Annotated in this window: 18 protein-coding genes; 5 read left to right on the forward strand and 13 right to left on the reverse strand. The window is 66.3% G+C overall.

Annotated elements, in window-relative coordinates; all coding sequences use genetic code 11:
• The first annotated feature begins 163 nt into the window (after positions 1 to 163).
• Positions 164 to 586 (forward strand): DUF6524 family protein, encoded by a 423-nt coding sequence (locus tag ACO2RV_RS10820; RefSeq protein ID WP_423292729.1) that lies wholly within the window; start codon positions 164 to 166, stop codon positions 584 to 586.
• Between the two features lies 1 nt (position 587).
• Complete coding sequence (locus ACO2RV_RS10825) at positions 588 to 1019, forward strand: DUF6524 family protein (protein ID WP_423292731.1); 432 nt, start codon at positions 588 to 590, stop codon at positions 1017 to 1019.
• Between the two features lie 8 nt (positions 1020 to 1027).
• Here the strand turns inward: ACO2RV_RS10825 and ACO2RV_RS10830 are convergent, their stop codons facing one another.
• The 4 genes from ACO2RV_RS10830 to ACO2RV_RS10845 form a co-directional block, all read right to left on the reverse strand.
• A complete protein-coding gene (locus ACO2RV_RS10830) occupies positions 1028 to 2029 on the reverse strand; it encodes a cation diffusion facilitator family transporter (protein WP_423292733.1) in 1002 nt (333 codons plus the stop codon).
• Between the two features lie 100 nt (positions 2030 to 2129).
• Complete coding sequence (locus ACO2RV_RS10835; protein WP_423292735.1) at positions 2130 to 2927, reverse strand: MlaA family lipoprotein; 798 nt, start codon at positions 2925 to 2927, stop codon at positions 2130 to 2132.
• A gap of 100 nt (positions 2928 to 3027) precedes the next feature.
• Complete coding sequence (locus ACO2RV_RS10840; protein ID WP_423292737.1) at positions 3028 to 3360, reverse strand: hypothetical protein; 333 nt, start codon at positions 3358 to 3360, stop codon at positions 3028 to 3030.
• A 13-nt stretch (positions 3361 to 3373) separates the two neighbouring features.
• Positions 3374 to 4870, reverse strand: a complete 1497-nt coding sequence (locus ACO2RV_RS10845) for an efflux RND transporter periplasmic adaptor subunit (protein ID WP_423292739.1) — start codon at positions 4868 to 4870, stop codon at positions 3374 to 3376.
• A gap of 308 nt (positions 4871 to 5178) precedes the next feature.
• Between ACO2RV_RS10845 and ACO2RV_RS10850 the strand changes: the two genes are divergently transcribed.
• Positions 5179 to 5724 carry a hypothetical protein gene (locus tag ACO2RV_RS10850; protein WP_423292741.1) on the forward strand — a complete coding sequence of 182 codons (546 nt, stop codon included), beginning with the start codon at positions 5179 to 5181 and terminating at the stop codon, positions 5722 to 5724.
• A gap of 29 nt (positions 5725 to 5753) precedes the next feature.
• Here ACO2RV_RS10850 and ACO2RV_RS10855 read toward each other — a convergent pair whose 3' ends face one another.
• From ACO2RV_RS10855 to ACO2RV_RS10870, 4 genes are all read right to left on the reverse strand, one after another.
• Entirely contained in the window at positions 5754 to 6158 is a 405-nt protein-coding gene (locus ACO2RV_RS10855) for a hypothetical protein (RefSeq protein WP_423292743.1), read from the reverse strand.
• A gap of 56 nt (positions 6159 to 6214) precedes the next feature.
• A complete protein-coding gene (locus tag ACO2RV_RS10860) occupies positions 6215 to 6685 on the reverse strand; it encodes a hypothetical protein (protein ID WP_423292745.1) in 471 nt (156 codons plus the stop codon).
• A 95-nt stretch (positions 6686 to 6780) separates the two neighbouring features.
• Complete coding sequence (locus tag ACO2RV_RS10865) at positions 6781 to 8301, reverse strand: ATP-binding cassette domain-containing protein (RefSeq protein WP_423292747.1); 1521 nt, start codon at positions 8299 to 8301, stop codon at positions 6781 to 6783.
• Positions 8298 to 9473, reverse strand: a complete 1176-nt coding sequence (locus ACO2RV_RS10870) for a hypothetical protein (RefSeq protein WP_423292749.1) — start codon at positions 9471 to 9473, stop codon at positions 8298 to 8300. Before ACO2RV_RS10870 ends, ACO2RV_RS10865 begins: the two co-directional genes overlap by 4 nt.
• 83 nt (positions 9474 to 9556) lie before the next feature.
• Here ACO2RV_RS10870 and ACO2RV_RS10875 point away from each other — a divergent pair, with 83 nt between their 5' ends.
• The gene (locus tag ACO2RV_RS10875; protein WP_423292751.1) at positions 9557 to 9991 is read left to right on the forward strand and encodes a DUF6524 family protein; all 435 of its coding nucleotides are present in this window, start codon (positions 9557 to 9559) and stop codon (positions 9989 to 9991) included.
• A gap of 5 nt (positions 9992 to 9996) precedes the next feature.
• Here ACO2RV_RS10875 and ACO2RV_RS10880 read toward each other — a convergent pair whose 3' ends face one another.
• Entirely contained in the window at positions 9997 to 10548 is a 552-nt protein-coding gene (locus ACO2RV_RS10880) for a hypothetical protein (RefSeq protein ID WP_423292753.1), read from the reverse strand.
• Between the two features lie 29 nt (positions 10549 to 10577).
• Positions 10578 to 10928, reverse strand: a complete 351-nt coding sequence (locus ACO2RV_RS10885) for a hypothetical protein (protein WP_423292755.1) — start codon at positions 10926 to 10928, stop codon at positions 10578 to 10580.
• Between the two features lie 168 nt (positions 10929 to 11096).
• On the opposite strand from ACO2RV_RS10885, the gene ACO2RV_RS10890 reads away from it, so the two are divergent.
• Entirely contained in the window at positions 11097 to 11315 is a 219-nt protein-coding gene (locus ACO2RV_RS10890) for a hypothetical protein (RefSeq protein WP_423292757.1), read from the forward strand.
• Here ACO2RV_RS10890 and ACO2RV_RS10895 read toward each other — a convergent pair.
• Genes ACO2RV_RS10895 through ACO2RV_RS10905 form a run of 3 tightly spaced genes read right to left on the reverse strand, consistent with a single transcriptional unit; the run spans position 11302 to position 16384 of the window.
• Positions 11302 to 12615 (reverse strand): COG4223 family protein, encoded by a 1314-nt coding sequence (locus ACO2RV_RS10895; protein ID WP_423292759.1) that lies wholly within the window; start codon positions 12613 to 12615, stop codon positions 11302 to 11304. The genes ACO2RV_RS10890 and ACO2RV_RS10895 overlap by 14 nt on opposite strands.
• Complete coding sequence (parA, locus tag ACO2RV_RS10900; RefSeq protein ID WP_423292761.1) at positions 12612 to 13247, reverse strand: ParA family partition ATPase; 636 nt, start codon at positions 13245 to 13247, stop codon at positions 12612 to 12614. The genes ACO2RV_RS10895 and parA overlap by 4 nt, the downstream gene beginning before the upstream one ends.
• On the reverse strand, positions 13244 to 16384 hold the full coding sequence (locus ACO2RV_RS10905) for an efflux RND transporter permease subunit (RefSeq protein ID WP_423292763.1): 3141 nt from the start codon (positions 16382 to 16384) through the stop codon (positions 13244 to 13246). The genes parA and ACO2RV_RS10905 overlap by 4 nt, the downstream gene beginning before the upstream one ends.
• Positions 16385 to 16393: the final 9 nt, after the last annotated feature.

Raw genomic sequence — 16393 nt, forward strand, 5'->3', positions numbered from 1 at the left:
TCCGCCCCGAGGTAGACCGACGCCAGCGGCCGCTTATAATGCGAACGATGCGCGCCATTGCGAGAGGCAATGAATAGCCGAACTCTAGGGAAACTCCAGCGAGAACAGGGGTTTCCCGTGAGTTCCCTCGGGATTTGTCGCGTTTTGGAAACAGGTCGTCGCGATGCATGAGTTTGGACTCATCGACTTCCTGCTGCGCTGGCTGACAGCGCAGACGCTGGTGCTCGGCACCTACAATCCCTATGCCCTCTCTTATTACCACTGGCTCAAGGACTATCCCGGCTTCGTTTCGCTGAAAATGCTGGTCGGCATCACGCTGCTGATCCTGCATGTGGTGGCGCTGCTCTCCAGCATGCGCTCGCTCGGTCTCATCGGCATCGGGCTGCTGACCGCGACCTTCGCCTCCGCCGCCTGGGTGCTGATCGACAACCAGCTGGTCTATGTCGAGGACCCGCGGGTGTTCACGCTGATCCTGCTGGTGATCCTCGGCAACATCTACGCCGCCGGCCTTTCCTGGTCGCATCTGCGCAACCGGCTCAGCGGACAGGTCGATTCGACGGACGTGACCTTCAACTCGCCGGTCTGAGATGGCCCGTCTCGACATCAACCCGCGGATAGACTTTCCCCGCCTGTTCCTGCGGCGCGGGCTGCTGGCGACGACGCTGGTGTTCGGCACCTACAATCCGAGCGGCTATTCCTATTACCACTGGCTCACGCAGAGCGACGGCTTCACCACGCCGAAGCTCTTTGTCGGCATAGCGCTGTTGACGGGACTGGTTGCCCTCGCCCGCATGGCGTTCCTCAGCATCGGCTATTTCGGCATCACTGCCCTGTCGGTCATGGTGCTGATGTCGCTGGCCGCTGGCGTCGGCCTGGGGTTCTTCGGCTTCGGCGACGTGCACGTCACGGCCTATTTCGTGCTGTTCTGGATCGCCATGGTGCTGGGCGTCGGCACCAGCTGGTCCTTCGTGCAGAAGCGCATTTCCGGCGAGCGCGACGTGCTTCGCACACCACCCTGAACGGCCTCTCAATGGTCGGCAGTGACGAACAGCGGCGGTGTACCCTCGGGATGGTCGCCCGGCTCATCGACCTCGATCGTGACATGGCCGATGCCGAAGCGCGTGAGGAGACGCGCGCGTACCGCGGCCTTCACCTGGCCGGCCGGGACGCCCGGCTTCAGCTCGAGATGGAACGAGGCCATCAGTTTCTCGCCGGTCAGACCCCAGACGTGGATATGGTGGACGCCGGCCACACCCTCGACGGCATCGATCTCCTGTGCGACGACGGGACCTTCCAGCCCCTCGGGCACGCCCTCCATCAATATATTGAAGGCGCTGGCGATGATCGACCAGGCGCTGCGCAGGATCAGCAGGCTGACGAAGACCGAGAGGATCGGATCGATCGGCATCCACCCGGTGGCCAGGATGATCAACGCGGCGGAGATCGCCGCCACCGATCCCAAGAGGTCGCCCATCACATGCAGCAGGGCGCTGCGCATGTTCACGTTGCGGCTGTCGCCGGCCCGCAGCACGAGGAAGCCGCCGATATTCACCAAGAGGCCGATGAAGGCGACGATCAGCATCGGCCCGCCCAGCACCTCGACGGGCTCGGCGAAACGCTGGACCGCCTCGTAGCAGACCCAGATGGCGATGAGGAACAGCGTCGCGCCATTGGCCAGCGCCGCCAGCACCTGGAAACGGTGATAGCCGAAGGTGCGCATCTCGTCGCTTGGCCGGCGGCTTAGCCTGAACGCCATCCAGGACAGGAACAGCGCAACCGTGTCGGACAGCATGTGGCCGGCGTCGGCGATCAGCGCGAGCGAGCCGGAAAGCCAGCCACCCGTCGCCTGCGCCACCATATAGACGGCTGTGAAGACCATCACCCAGAATACGCGGCGTTGACTGTCTTCGGTGACGCTCACGCCATGATCATGGCCGTCGCCCTGGCCGTGACCGGACGTATGGCTGCCCTCGGGGTGGTCATGTCGGGCATGATCGTGCGGCGGATGGGCGTCGCCCTTGGCGGTCATTGCGGCGATCCGTCTGGAGTGCGGGAGAGAACGGGCGGAACGACGCTGCCGGCCCGGCTCCGGAAGGAGTCGGGCCGGCAATCGGATCGGCCGAAGTGGATCAGTTGAGGCGAACAATGCCGCCCAGCGGGCTGGGCTTCAGCTCGGCCGCCGGGATCGAATCCGTGCAGAGCTGCTGGCGGAAGCTCAGATATTGCGCCCTCACGTCCTCGTAGCTTGGCACGCCCGTGGTGGTCACGGTCGGCAGGTTCGGCGTGGCGGGAGCCGCCGCCGCCGGGGGCGTCGTGGGCTTCGGCGCTGGCGTCACCACGATGGTCGTCTCCGCCGCCGGCAGCGGCAGATCGTTGGCGGCGGCGACAGCGCGGTCGGCCACCACATAGCCGAGCCCGTAATCATCGGCGATGCCGTAGGTCATGCCATAGACCGCCAACGTGCCGACGGCCTCGCGCGTGGTGCTCGGGCCCACGAAGGGCAGCACCACGAAGGGGCCGGGCGGCACGCCATAGCTGCACATAGTGGTGCCGAGATCTTCCGGACGCGACACCCAGCCCATGCGGGTCGCCACGTCGAACACGCCGCCGATGCCTGCGGTGCTGTTAATGGCAAAACGCCCGATGGAGACGCCGAGATTGGCGAAATCGCCCTGCAGGCCGCTGGAGAGCGCCGTCAGCGGCTCGCGCAGATTGGTGAAGACGTTGTCGACGCCGGTCTGCACCGATTCGGGAACCGCCGCCCGATAGGCGCCGATCACAGGCGCGGCGACCACGGCCACGAAGGCCGTGTTGAAGGCATAGGTCGCGCGGTTCAGTTGCTCGAGCGGGTCCCAGACCGAGGGGGCCGTGACCTGCGCCGAGGCCGGCACGGCCACCGATGCCAAAATCGCGCCGGCCAACGCCACTGGAAGGCACGTCCTTGAAGCCCGCATCATCTCGCCTCTCCTTCAAACGCTGCCGCCGGCATGGGCCGGATCGGTGAAGTGAAATAGGGGCGGCGTCGCCTCACGGCAGCACCGCATAAGAAATCGCCACGGCTCCCGCGGCGCCGATCGCTGTCGACAGCGAGCCGGAGGCGAGAAGGCCGAGCGTGAACGCGCCGCCCAATACCGCGGTTCCAACGAAAGCGTGCTGCAGGGCCGGATCGATGCCCCAGCCGGAATCCTCGGTGCCCTGCAGCCTCGCCTGCTCGTCGGCGGTCGCCAGCCGGGCGGGTTGACCGAAACCCACGCCGGGCGACAGGGCGGCCAGCTTGCCGATCGGCTCCGCCGCGACCGATACGGCTCCGGCGGGAAGCAGCAGCGCAACCGTCAGAAGTAGTATCGCCGGCCGCCTCATCCGCCCGCCTCCCCTAGCGAATCTGGTTCAGAAGGCTTGCGCCTTCCGTGACCACGCGCGCGCCGTCCGCCAGACCGGATTCGACGACCATCTGGTTGCCGGCGATGCGCGTCGCGCGCACCTGACGCGGCAGGAAGGTCTCCGCGCCGGTACGCTCCCACACGATGGAACGCCCGTCGGCGTCGCGGATGACGCTCGACGCGGGCACGGGAATGCCGGCGATGACACGGTTCTGCTGCACGATGACGGTCACCGGCTTGCCGACCGACAGCCCTTCATGGGCGCCGACGACCCGGAATCGCAGCGGGATGGCCTGGTTGCTCAGGGTCAAGCCGCCGCCGATGAATTCGAGCTTGAACGAGCGCCCGTCACCCGTCACGGCGGTCGCGGCACGCACGCCCTCGGCGATCGAGGGATCATAGGCCGCCGCCTCGACCCACAGCGCGTCGGGATCGACGATCTCGAACACGATCTGGCCCTGGCTGACCGTGCCGCCGACGACGGCGGACACCTTGGAGATCACGCCGTCGGCGGTCGAGCGCAGGCTCTCCCGACGGTCGAGCGCGGTCTGCAGCGACACCAGCTCGCGCCGGTAGCCGTCGATCTGGACTTTCAGCGCCTCGATCTTGTTGGTGCGGTAGCGCACGAACAGCACGTCGCCGAGGCGCTCCATCTGCTTTTCCGACAGCGAGATCTGGTTCGACAACTGCTGGATGCGTGCCTCGATCTGCGCCCGCTCCGAGACGGTCACGGTGGGCTGGAGATAGGCCAACAGGTCACCCCGGCGCACCCGCATGCCGAGATAGGGGAAGGTGCCCTGATTGGCTTCGATGATGCCGGCGAGCGAGGCGTTCACCGTGGTGCCGGTGGAGGGATCAGTGATGACATGGCCGGGAATCTCATAGGCCATCGCGACATCGGCGCTGCGTCCGACCTTCCAGCGTACGGAGAACACGCGCTGGGTCGACATGGGTAGGAAAGCGGTGCCATCGGGTCGGCGGTGGGGCGTATCGCGCAGAAGGTCGAGAGCCGCGCGCGGCTGAGCCTGGGGCGCGAGAGCGGGAATGGCTTCCGCCTCCCCCGCCGTCGCGGCGGCTTCCTGCGGCAGCGCGTCGTCGATGCCGTCCCGTGCCGCGGCACGGTCGATCATCTTGCCGGACGCGCCGACGCCATCGAGCAGCGAGGCGACGCGATAGCTTCCCGCTGACTTGGCTTCCTCCGCCAGAGCAAGCCGTGCCGGCACGCCCAGCTGCGTCTCGGCGCTGCTCATGAGGATCGGCATGATCGCGCCGGAGCCGCCCGCGCGGGCCATCGGCGCGCCGGCCGCCTCAGGCTGAGCCGGCGCCGTCGTCGCAGCCGGATCGCTCCCGGTGGGCGGATTAATGCCGAAATCGCCGCTTTCATTCTCGATGAAATAGCGCGCGACGTATTTCGTGCCGACTTCGGTGACGATGCCGGTGAAGGCAATCGACGCGGCAAAAACTAACGTGGTCACCACATAGTAGAACATGATCGATCCGGGCCGTCGTCGCGCGATTCACAGGCGCGCCGCATTATGATACCGTCGCGGCGGTTATTGCTTAATGATAGCATGCGGCCATCGCATTGCGAAATAGATCGCAGTGTTTCCAGCGCCTCTGACGCAGTGTTTCGCGGATTTTATGCAGAACCGCCGCATGGGCAGCCCGCGACATTTTCTTGCGGTTGTTTCCAGCTGCTGGCGCATCCCGCGAAGCCGGTGCGACAAGCTGCGATAGCGCTTGATATGAAGCCGGCAGTGAATATTGTCGGTGCTGGACCCTCGGATGTGGAATATCGATGAAACACGTCGTCTCGAAGCTGGCGGCTGCCCTGATCGTTGCTGGAGCCATGTCGTTCGCCGAGGCGCCCGTATTTGACAGCCCGGCGACGGCACAGGGGCTCCTGAGCGACATGGATTTTCGCGGGATCGACGCGCTGCGTGTCACTGCGAGCCCGATGACAGTCGAGTCGCTGGATTGCGGCATCGAGTCCTCGGGACTCGTGCGGGAGCTGCGCCGTCAGTTCGAATCGGAAGGCATGAAGTCCTCCGAATCGGATTCCGCGCTCGGCGTCATCACCGTGCTTTCCGCCCGCAACGGCGATACAGGCGTCTGCAATTCCACGCTGATGCTGGGCGCCTACAAGAAGGCGTCGTTCTTCGACAAGGATGTCGGCTGGATCCGCAGCGGCTATGTCGTGGTGTGGCAAAGCGCGGTGCTGGTGGTGTCGGCGGCGGAAACCCATCCCGTCCAGGTGCGCGACGCTCTCTCCCGTCTCGGTGCCGCTCTTCTCGGCGACTGGCGCAGCGCCAATCGCCCGACAGCGGCAACGGCCGTGCAGTAGGGCGCGGCCGTCGCGTCTCAATCAGCCGGTCAGTTGCCGTATATCCAGTTGCCGACATAGCCGCCGATCACCGCACCGACGGCGGAAATCGCTACCTGGCCGGTGGTAAAGGCATAGGTGGCCCCTGCTTCCATCGCCACGGTGCCGCCCGCGCTGGTAGCGGCGGCAGCCGCCGGCGTGGCCAGTCCCATGGTCAGCATGTTTGCGACCATGATGCCGCCGACGGCACCGACCGTGATCGCCGCGATCTGGTAGGGATCAAGTGCGTCCGGGTCGGTCGGCGCGGGAACGGTGCTCGACAGCGAGGTCGCCGGCGCGACTGTGGCGCTCGGCGTCGGCACGGTAGCCGGCGACGCGCTCTGCGCGGCGGCAGGAACGGCGAGAAGGCCGGGGCCGAACGCCAGCAGGCTCAAGGTCAGCACGAACTTACGCATTTCATCCCCCAGACCAAAGGCCGACCCGATCCAGCCGGCACGGGTAGCGACGTGGCTCAAACGTTCCGAAACGGCAACGGCAGAAGCGAAGTCGGCTTCTTCTCCCTGCCCACTTTATCATACCAGCCGCGCGACAGCATCCAGCTACGTTTGGGACGGAACTTGTTCTGCTCCATCACCTGCTTGACGTAGCGTTTGGCCTCATCCTCGGTCAGCACGCCGCCGGAAAGCTCATTGTAGAGCGCAGCGGCCTCCTTGAACTTCTTCTTGTCGATCTTCTTTCGCTTGCCGCCATACCGGTCGAGGATCGGCAGCATGCGGCTGTCGACCTCGCGCTCGAGCCGGATGCTCTGCTGCTGGGCGACGTAGAGAAGGATGCCGCGCGCTTCATAGGGATCGAGACCGAATTGCGAGATCCCCTGTTCCAGCAGGCGGCGCTCCTCAGCCTTGGAGACGAACGGGCGGTCCATGCCCGCCAGTTCGACATAACCCATGAACCGATCGCCTGCCGTGTCCTGCTTAGGCATTCCCCGCCCCGCTCCTGAAGACCGCCTCCGCCGGCGGCCTCCTCCCCAAGTAACAAACACCGAGCCGCCCGACGCGGGCGGCAGACGGACCTATATCATCGCCAGAACTGCATGATGGCGAAGAATGCGTGAGAAAGCAGCGTCAAGGATACGCCGATCACAATCGCCTTGGCGATGGCATTGTTGATCGATACCACGGACAACTTCGGGCGCAAGCCGATCAGGATCGCCGCGCCGCTGCCGAGCAGCGAACTGAGTGCGATCTTGGCGGCCACCCAGCCGAACTGTGCGTAAAGCGCGGGTCCTGCCTCGATCAGCCGGCGGAAATAGTTCTCCCGCCAGAACTCCACCGGCTGGTCGGGAAAGAACACTTCCCAGGTCAGCAGGGCCGCCCACGAGGCCGTCGCCATCGCCGCCACCGTGAGCAGCGCCAGCGACAGCGTGTTGGCCACCAGAATCGACACCACGAGATAGCGCAGACCCGGAATGGCGAGATTGCGCATCGCCGGCAATTGCGACGACAGCGTGCGGTTGCCGAGGTCGGCGCAGATCACCGCGCTGTTGCGCGCGACCACGAGGATCGAGGCGATGAGCGGCACCGAGATGGTGGTCTGCACGAAGCCGATGCCCGCCAGCGTTTCGTCATGCAGGATCGACTTCAGATAGCCGCCGAAGGCGTGATAGTTGAAACCGAACCACATCGACACGAAGCCTAGTATGGCACCGCCCAGGCCGAGATAGGCCAGCATGAAGGGCGAGGCGCAGAGCACCCAGAAATACTCGGCGAAGTAGCGGAAGAACCATCGCAGCGGATGCCCGGCGCGGGTCATGGTGTTCCAGGCCGCCGCGTGCGGCGGCGCCGCACTGCGCTCCGCCGCCGCCAGTACGCCCTCATCCTCAAGGTCGAGCCCCATCATGGCCCGCTCGATGGCGCTGATATTGGGGGGAACCTGTCGGATGGAGCGGCTGCGCGTGTCCAGCAGCAGCACCTTGTCGGCCAGCGGCAGCAGGTCGTCGACATGATGGGCGGCGATCAGCACCGGGGTGCCGCGCTCGGTGCAGATGTCCTTGATCAGGCCGGCGAGCCGGCGCGACGAGATGATGTCGAGGCCGGAGTTCGGCTCGTCGAGGATCAGGATGGGATGGCCGGCGATCAGCGTGCGGGCAATCGCCACGCGCTGCTTCTGGCCGCCGCTGCACGAGGCGATGGGCTGCTCGGGACGGATGTCGGCAAGCAGTGCAATGATCGGCCCCGTGTCGTAGGCCCTGGCCGATTCCGGTGCGTGATCGGCAGCGATGCGGACATTCTCGCCGGCGCTGAGGTCGTCGAACAGCGCATTGCCCTGGAAGACCAGCCCGCACATGTCGCTGCGGTTGGCCGACAGGTCGATCTCGCGCTCGCCATAGGAGAGATGGCCGGAGACCAGCCAGGCTCCGTCGCGCTCGTCGATCAGGCCGCAGAGCGTGTTGATGACGCTGGTCTTGCCGCTGCCGCTAGGACCGATGATCAGCACGAGCTCGCGCGCGCCCACCTCGAAATGCGCGTCGCGCACCAGCTCGACCCCCGTCGGAGTGGTGATCGTCAGACCCTGAACGCGCACGGATGGATCGCTCATGAGCCTTTTCCGGCACGCTCGAGGGTCACGGCGGTGTCGCCCTCCATGCGTTGGAAACGCTGGAGATCCTGCGGTGTGACCAGCAGGATAAGCGGTGTCCGGGAGGCAACGGCGAACGCCTTGAAGACATGGGCGGCCAGCGGGTTGAGGCTGCTTTCCGCCCCGAGACCGCCGAGATGCTGCGGCAAGGCGCCGGCGAGGCTGAACAGCGCGCTGGTGAAGGGGCGGAGCATGGCGCGCAGTCGGACGTCCCAGAACATCTGCGTCACCACCGCCGGCACGCGACGGTCACGCAGCAGGGAATCCATCGCCCCGATGACGATCCGCTCGGCGAGCTGGCGAGCCTCGGGCGTATCAAGCTGAGCCCGCCCGAAGTCGAGCAGTACCTGCTGCAGGCGAGGATCGGCCAGCGTCTCGGTCATTGCTTTTATAGCCGGCTCATAATTCAGCTCATAACCGAAGGGCACGCCGATGGCGTTCGCCCAGTTGGCGCGGATCATCTGCCAGATTGCAGCGGAGAGCCGGCTCACGAGAAGCGTCTGGACCTCGCCGCGCAGCGCCCGCCGCATGGCTGGCTCGGCGTTGGCCAGCAGCACCTCCAGCGCCTTTTGCGTGCGCGGATCGCGCCAGGCGCTGGAAACCGCGTCGGTGAGCATGGCCCGCAGCGCCGGACGGTACTCATTGGTGAAGACGTCGGAGGTGATGACGCGTTCCACGGCCTGCGCGGCCATGTCCTGCACCAGGCTGATGCGGTGGCGCAGCTCCGCCTGCGAGCTTTCCGACGCAGCAGCCCAGAGCACGCCAAGGCTTGGATCGGAGAGGATCGCCTCCGTGGCATCCGGGAATTCACCGGCGGTGCTGGGGAAGAGATTGACCCGTACGCGGCCGTCGGGGGCAAGCACGGCCGTTCCGTGCCGCACCACGCTATGGTCGGGCCGCATGACGAAGACCGGCACCGCACCGTTCCAGCGCAGCGTCTCCGTCGGCGGCTCGCGGAAATAGAGCACCGGCACATTGTTCTCGGCGTGCGGCAGCACGCGCCAAGCCGCGCCGAAGAAGCCGGCGATGATGAGGGCCGAGGCCAGCACGCCGCCGGTCCACTGCAGGCGCGGGCCGATCTGCGGCAGGCGCGGCAGGCTGAAGGAGCCCAGGTGCAGTCTCCTGGTCGTCACGCGCCGCTCCTCGTGAGTCTCAGGTTTGCAGCCGGCGGCTGAAGCACTAGATTTGTGCCCGTTGCCACGAGGAGAAGCCAGGCTTGCGCATCCGCCGACCCCGCCCGCGCAATTTCGGCCTCAACATGCTCACCACGCGCCTGTTGGGTGCGCTGTTCCTTGTGCTGTCGACCTATAATGCGAGCGGCTACTCGTTGCTGCACTGGGTCGGCGAGCGCTGGACGCAGGACTGGCTGGTGCAACTGCCGATCCTGTGCTTCTACGCCATTGTCTATGCACTGTTGCTGCGCGTGACGCTTCGCCAGCTGCGCGGGCCGGGGATCGCGCTGACCGTCGCCGCGCTCGGCGCCCTCGCCTATTTCCTGGTCGATGCCGGCATCGTGCCGTTGGAGGACAGCGCGGATCTGCTGCCGATCGCGCTGTACATGTTCGGCGGCCTGATCGCCGTCGGCATATGCTGGGCGTCGGCCTGGGTCATGCTCACCGGACAGGTGAGCGTCGATAATCTGAACGCCTGAGGTGATCACGCGGGACGCGACCTCAGCGCGAGAACAGCCGTGACGCCCGCGTAGATGGCGGCGGCGATTCCGGCCAGCAGCAAGCCGGACACCGCGGCGCGCGGCACGCCGGAAGAGCGCGCGGAGGCGACCTGCCCGGCGGTCTGCGGCAGAACGAGAGCAATCGTCTCCGTGCCCTCGCGGTCGCCGATCTTGTAGTTCAGCTCCAGCTCGTTGCGGCCTGCGGCCAGCATGACGTCGTCAGCGACATAGGTTCCGGGAGCGACCTCCTCGAAGGTCACGGGCGAAAAATCGATGGTCATTTCGATCGCCGCGCCACTGGTTGGCAGGCCATCGGAATAACGCTGGAGGAACAGCACCAGTTTGCCGCGATCATAGGCCAGCACAGCCTCCTGATTGCCGATGCGGGCCTCGGTGCGCGGGGCGACACTGATCGTGCGGGCGGCAGGACCGTGATTGTGGCCTTCCTCCGCCCGCGCCGGGCCGCTCGTTGTCACGACAAGGGCGCCGAGCAGCAGTCCGGCGCAGGCCCCCGCGAGAATTCTGTTGTAACCCAAAGCTTTACGCTCACCTTGACCCATGCTTCTCACCATATCCAGGGTCGCCTGCCGAAGGCCGCATCGACCTGGCCGTCGGTGCGGTACAGCGCCTCCTGCCGGCGACGGTCCGAACGGATGTCGTCGATCAGCCAGCGCCAGAAGCGCATCGGCCGGCTTTCATCGCGGGCGCTGCCGAGCAGGATCCGCATGACCGACATCGTGACCTGATGCTCGCGCTCATACTGGGCGCGCAGCCAGCGCTCGCGCTCCAGCGCCGCCTCGGCCTCCGTCAGCGGGCGCTCGGGAGCGCCCGGGCTCGACGAAATCGGCGCGTCGCCGAGGCCGGGTCGCGACGAGGCCGGCTGATCGGCAGAAGACTCAGGTGTCGCGTCGGTCATTGCGCAAGCGCCTCGGATGGCCGGCAGGTCAGGGGCGAGACCGGCCCCAACGTCACGGCACCGGACATCATGAACCCTTCCGGTGGAACGACAAGACGGACCTGCACGTGAGCGGGCTTTACGCCGCGCCACGCCGTTCCTATTCTTGCCATGCCCTGGAGTGAACCCATGTTTTATCTCGTCCCCGTCGCCATCATCGTCTTCGGCCTCGCGGCCGACCTTCTGGTCGAGATTTCGGCGGAACTCTCCAGCGAGATGATGCTGGAAGCCGATGCCGGCGTCTCGCCCCACGGTGCCCGCCTGGTCGGCGGAAACATCGTCGACATGCGGCCGGAGGCCTCCCTCTCCGCGACGGTTGCCGGCGCCAGCGGCGTCACGGCGCCGTAGCCTGCGGCACCGCGGCGGCGGGATCCGCCGGAGGCACCTCGGCCGGGTCGGCATTGGCCGGCAGCGCCGCGGGCGGCAAGGTCGCCGGGCCGCCGGCTGAAGGTTCAGCGCTGGCTTCCGGATTCGACAGCGAATCGCCTGCCGCGCCCGCCGGCATTTGCTTCGCCCGATCCCGCAGCCGATCGACGACGATCCGGGTCATCTCGGTGATCGCCGTCTCGCTGCGAAGATAGCTCCGCGCCGCATCGAGCCACGGTGCCATGAGATCGGCGGCGTGCGGATTGAGGTCGCGCAGCGCGTTCACCGCTCCAGCAACATCGCCGGCGATGAGGGCCGCGCTCGCCCGCGTCACGGCCAGATTGGCCATCTCAACCGAATGCGGCTCGGTCGCGAGCCCGACATAGCGGTTCACCAGCGACAGCCCGTACTGGTAGTAGCCACCGGTATCCCCGACGCGCAGCCCCGCTGCCGCGACGTAGGACGGGAAGACGCGGTAAAGCTCGGCGGCATTCGGCACCCCCGTACGCGCCGGTCCCATCAGTTCGGTGAGATAGCTCGAGAACGGGTCATTATTGCCGGCGATGGCGTAGACGTTCACCAGCTCGGCCTCGAACGGGCGGCCGGTATAGAAGGTCGTCCGCAGCTGTCCGAGCGCGACCGCAAAAAGCGGCGATGAAATGTCGACCGCCGGGTCGGTCCGCTGCGCGCTCTCGGCAACCGCGCCGGTCAGCGTGGCGATCTGCTCGGCCTGCTGGGCGAGGCGCTCCGTCGTGGTGCTCTGCTCGTCGAGCGTCTGCGCCATCTCGTTGTCGATCTTGCCGACCCGCTCGCCGACGACGCGCACCTCTCCCTCGACATGCGCGACCCGTTCGGTCAGCGGCACGATGCGGGGGTCCGACGCAACGGAGAGCTGCGGCGCGAGCCAGGCGATGGCGGCGGCGACAGCCGCGCCGGCGACAGCCCCGCCGGCAATTCCGGCCCAGGGGGGCAGTGCCCCACCTGCTGGCAGGCGCGGCTTGGTCGTAGGCGCCCCTGGGGCCGCCGGTTCGGCATGGGGTGCGTGCGCCTCGGTCGCCGGCGAGGACGGTGTCGATACCATTTCCGGGCCTTCGGATTGGGGCGCCTCGTCGGCGGGAGGTGATGATCTGTCGTCGCCGCTTTCACCCTGCCGCAGCCACTGCTCGATCGAGGACGCCGTGGACAGGCTGGCCTCGGCGGGCATGTCGTCCGTGCCCGCGCCTTCCGTGTCGCGCTGCACGAGCGTGGGCTTCGCCCCGATAGTCACCCGCTTGGCCGTCATATCCCCTGCTCCATGATCTCGGTGGTCAGAGCCGTAATTTCCCGCGCGGCCAGTCCCCGCCCGTCGAGCTCGCGCACGAGGCGGCCCGTCGCTACGCTTTCAGCAAAAGCAATACGCTGGCCAATCACGGCGTTGAGAGCCGGAATTTCACCGTTCAGCGCGCCGCGCACGTCGCGCCCGAGCACCGTGCCGGCGATGCTGCGATTGACGACGAAGGCGGCCTTCAGCGCCGGCTTGAAGATGCGTGCCTCATTGATCAGCGCGACGATTTCCATGCTGGCCCACAGGTCATAGGACGAGGGCTGCACCGGGATCAGAATGAGGTCGGAGGCGAGGATGGTGGAGCGTGCCAGCGCCGTGACACGCGGCGGCCCGTCGATAATGACGTGCTCGTGCGAGCGCGCCATGTCGGGCACTTCCTGATGCAACACCTCGCGTGCAAGCCCGACCACGCTGAACAGGCGTGGCAGGCCGGTTTGCGAGCGGGTTTGCGCCCAGTCCAACGCGGAGCCCTGCGGGTCTGCGTCGACGACCGCGACGCGGGCGCCGTTCGCCGCCAGTTCTCCGGCGATATGCGTCGCCAGCGTCGTCTTGCCGACGCCACCCTTCTGGTTGAGCAGGCCGATGATCATGACGGGATTCCCGTTGACGTGCCGGACATGGCTTGGGCCCTACGCAACTGCGCTGTGGCGGGAAGCGACAGCTGTTCCAGAGCAGTCGGCGCGAAACGCTGGAACAGCAGCGGCGTCAGCACCGTGTCGAGGATGGTGGCGCTCATCAATCCGCCGAAGATTACCACCGCCACCGGGTGAAGTATCTCCTTGCCGGCCTCGTCGGCGCCGAGCATCAGCGGGATCAGCGCGACGATGGCCGAGGTTGCCGTCATCAGCACGGGCACGAGGCGCTCATTGGCGCCGCGCACGATCAGGTGCTCGCCGAAGTGCTCGCCCTCATGTTCCATGAGGTGGATGTAATGGTTGATCTTGAGAATGCCGTTTCGGGTCGAGATACCCGCCAGCGTCACGAAGCCGACGATCGCGGCAATCGAAAGCTCGACGCCGCTGATCTTCAGCGCCAGCACGCTGCCAATCAGAGCCAGCGGCACATTGGCCATGATGATGGAGGCCAGCAGCATCGACTTGAAGCGGGCAAACAGGATGGAGAACACCAGCAGGAGCGAGATTAGCGACAGTCCCGCCAGCCGCAGCGTCGAGCGGGCCTGTTCGGCGAAGACGCCCTCGAAGGCGATGAAATAGCCCGGCGGCATCTTGATGTTGCGTATCATCTCGCCAATCTCGCCGGTGACGAGGTTGTCCGCTGTGCCGTCGCCATTGGCGGTGACGAGAATCCGGCGCTGGTTGTTCTCGCGCAGGATCTCGTTCGGTCCCGAGGTTTCCGACACCCTGGCGAGCGAGGACAGCGGCACCTGCCCCGCCGGCGTATCGATCAGCACCGAGCCGAGCTGGGCGGTCGAACGGTCGGAATCGCCCAGGCGCACCACCAGATCGAAATGCTTGATGCCGTCGATGATCTCGGTGATCTCCTCGCCATTGGTGAGCTGGGAGATGCGGCGCGCGAGCTCGCCCGGCTGCACACCGTAGAGCAGCGCGCGGTCGGGGTCGAAATGCACCTGGATCTGCGGCACCGGCACCTGGCGCTCGATGTTCACGTCGGTGAGGCCGGGAGTGGTCTTCAGCCATGCCTCGACGTCGCGGCCGATGGTACGCAGCGTATCGAGATCCGGACCGAAAATCTTTATGACGATCTGTGCCGAGACGCCGGTCAGTATGTGGTCGATGCGAAGCGCGATCGGCTGGCTGATGCTGAACGAGCCCGGCAGCCCGCCGAGCCTTGCGCGCACATCCGCCATGATGGCTGCCAGCGGGCGTTCGCCGCGGCGGAGCTCCAGCTCCAGTTCGGTGACGTTGACGCCGAGCGCGTGCTCATCCGCCTCGGAGCGGCCGGTGCGGCGGCCCACCTTCACGGCCTCGGGGATCGTCTCCAGCAGCTTCTCGGCGGTGGCCGCGATGCGGCTGGATTCCTCCAGCGAGACGCCGGGCTCCAGCACCATGGGGATAACGAGCGCGCCCTCGTTGAACTTAGGCAGGAAGGAGCGCGGCAGGGTCGGCACGATGGCGGCGGCGATCACCACGGCAACCGCGATGGTCGACAGGACGGGCAGCGGATGGCGCAGCACCCAGTGCAGCAGGCGCGCATTTGCTGCCTTCAACCGGCGCACCATGCCGTTGTCGTGTTCCTCGATGCCCTTGGTTTCCGGCAGCAGATAGGAGCACAGCACCGGTGTGAGCGTGATGGATACCACCAGGCTGGCGAGGATCGACACGATGTAGGCGATGCCAAGTGGCGCGAACAGCCGCCCTTCGATGCCCGGCAGGGCAAAGAGCGGCACGAACACCAGCACGATGATGGCGGTCGAATAGACAATGGAAGACCGCACTTCCTGCGAGGCGCTGGCGATGACCTCCAGCATCGGCGCCGGTATCGCCTTGTGGGCGTTCTCGCGCAGGCGACGGTAGATGTTCTCGACATCCACCACTGCGTCGTCGACCAGTTCGCCGATGGCGATGGCGAGGCCGCCCAGCGTCATGGTGTTGATGGTGAGCCCCATCCAGCGCAGCACGATGAAGGTGGTCAGCACCGAAACCGGGATCGCCACCAGCGAGATGGCGGTGGTACGCACGTTGAACAGGAACAGAAACAGCACCACGGCGACGGCGATGATGGCCTCGGTGAGGACCTGTTCGAGATTGCCGACCGCCGCGTGGATGAAGTCCGACTGGCGGAACAGATATTCGTTCACCACCGTTCCCGGCGGCATGGTGCGCTGCAATTCCGTCAGCACCCGCTCGATTTCGGCCGTCAGCTTCACTGTGTCGGCCTGCGGCTGCTTCATCACCGAGACGACGACGGCCTCGTTGCCCATCAGGCCGGCCGAGCCGCGCCGCTGCTTGGGCTGGAACGACACGTCGGCGAACTGGCGCAGCAGCACCGGCTGGCCGAGACGATGGTCGACGACGATGTTGCGCAGGTCCTCAAGGCTCTGGGTGCGGGCGAGGTTGCGGATGAGGAACTCCTGGTCGCCCTGGTTCACCACGCCGCCGCCGGCGTTCGAACCGAAGGCTTCCAGTGCAAGCCGCAGCTGGTCGATCGTCACCCCGAGCTGGCTCATACGCAGCATGTCCAGCGTCACCCGGTATTCCTTCACCAGGCCGCCAATGGGAACGACGCGGCTGACGCCGGGCACCGCCTTCAGGCGCTGGGCGACCGTCCAGTCGGCGAGCTCGCGCAGATCCATCGGCGAGAGCGTCGACGAGGAGATCGCCACCAGCATGATCTCGCCCATATAGGATGAGATCGGCGCGAGAACCGGACGAACCCCGACCGGCAGTTCCATCTGCACCGGGGCAAGACGTTCGGTGACGATCTGGCGGTCGACATAGATGTCGCCGTCCCAGCCGAACTCGACGAAGACGATGGACAGGCCGGTCGTCGAAGAGGAGCGCACGCGGGTGACGCCGCTGGCGCCCGCCATAGCGGACTCGATACGTGCCGAGACCTGCACCTCGACTTCTTCCGGCGCGAAGCCGGGCGCCTCGGTGACGATGGTGACGAGGCCCTTGTTGAGGTCCGGCAGCACGTCGATCGGCAGGTTGCCGAGCGAAATGCCACCATAGACCATCGCTCCGGCGAACAGCACGATCACCAGAAGCCTTGCCTTCAGGCTGATATTGACCAGGAAAGCGAACATGCGCCCCGC

This window comes from Ancylobacter sp. VNQ12 (genome assembly GCF_049445835.1).
In the GTDB taxonomy this organism is placed as follows: Bacteria; Pseudomonadota; Alphaproteobacteria; order Rhizobiales; family Xanthobacteraceae; genus Ancylobacter.

Coding starts and splice junctions, on each gene's coding strand:
- ACO2RV_RS10820 (WP_423292729.1), top strand. CDS start 164: ATGCATGAGTTTGGACTCATCGACTTCCTGCTGCGCTGGCTGACAGCG.
- ACO2RV_RS10825 (WP_423292731.1), top strand. CDS start 588: ATGGCCCGTCTCGACATCAACCCGCGGATAGACTTTCCCCGCCTGTTC.
- ACO2RV_RS10830 (WP_423292733.1), bottom strand. CDS start 2,029: ATGACCGCCAAGGGCGACGCCCATCCGCCGCACGATCATGCCCGACAT.
- ACO2RV_RS10840 (WP_423292737.1), bottom strand. CDS start 3,360: ATGAGGCGGCCGGCGATACTACTTCTGACGGTTGCGCTGCTGCTTCCC.
- ACO2RV_RS10845 (WP_423292739.1), bottom strand. CDS start 4,870: ATGTTCTACTATGTGGTGACCACGTTAGTTTTTGCCGCGTCGATTGCC.
- ACO2RV_RS10850 (WP_423292741.1), top strand. CDS start 5,179: ATGAAACACGTCGTCTCGAAGCTGGCGGCTGCCCTGATCGTTGCTGGA.
- ACO2RV_RS10855 (WP_423292743.1), bottom strand. CDS start 6,158: ATGCGTAAGTTCGTGCTGACCTTGAGCCTGCTGGCGTTCGGCCCCGGC.
- ACO2RV_RS10860 (WP_423292745.1), bottom strand. CDS start 6,685: ATGCCTAAGCAGGACACGGCAGGCGATCGGTTCATGGGTTATGTCGAA.
- ACO2RV_RS10865 (WP_423292747.1), bottom strand. CDS start 8,301: ATGAGCGATCCATCCGTGCGCGTTCAGGGTCTGACGATCACCACTCCG.
- ACO2RV_RS10885 (WP_423292755.1), bottom strand. CDS start 10,928: ATGACCGACGCGACACCTGAGTCTTCTGCCGATCAGCCGGCCTCGTCG.
- ACO2RV_RS10890 (WP_423292757.1), top strand. CDS start 11,097: ATGTTTTATCTCGTCCCCGTCGCCATCATCGTCTTCGGCCTCGCGGCC.
- ACO2RV_RS10895 (WP_423292759.1), bottom strand. CDS start 12,615: ATGACGGCCAAGCGGGTGACTATCGGGGCGAAGCCCACGCTCGTGCAG.
- parA (WP_423292761.1), bottom strand. CDS start 13,247: ATGATCATCGGCCTGCTCAACCAGAAGGGTGGCGTCGGCAAGACGACG.
- ACO2RV_RS10905 (WP_423292763.1), bottom strand. CDS start 16,384: ATGTTCGCTTTCCTGGTCAATATCAGCCTGAAGGCAAGGCTTCTGGTG.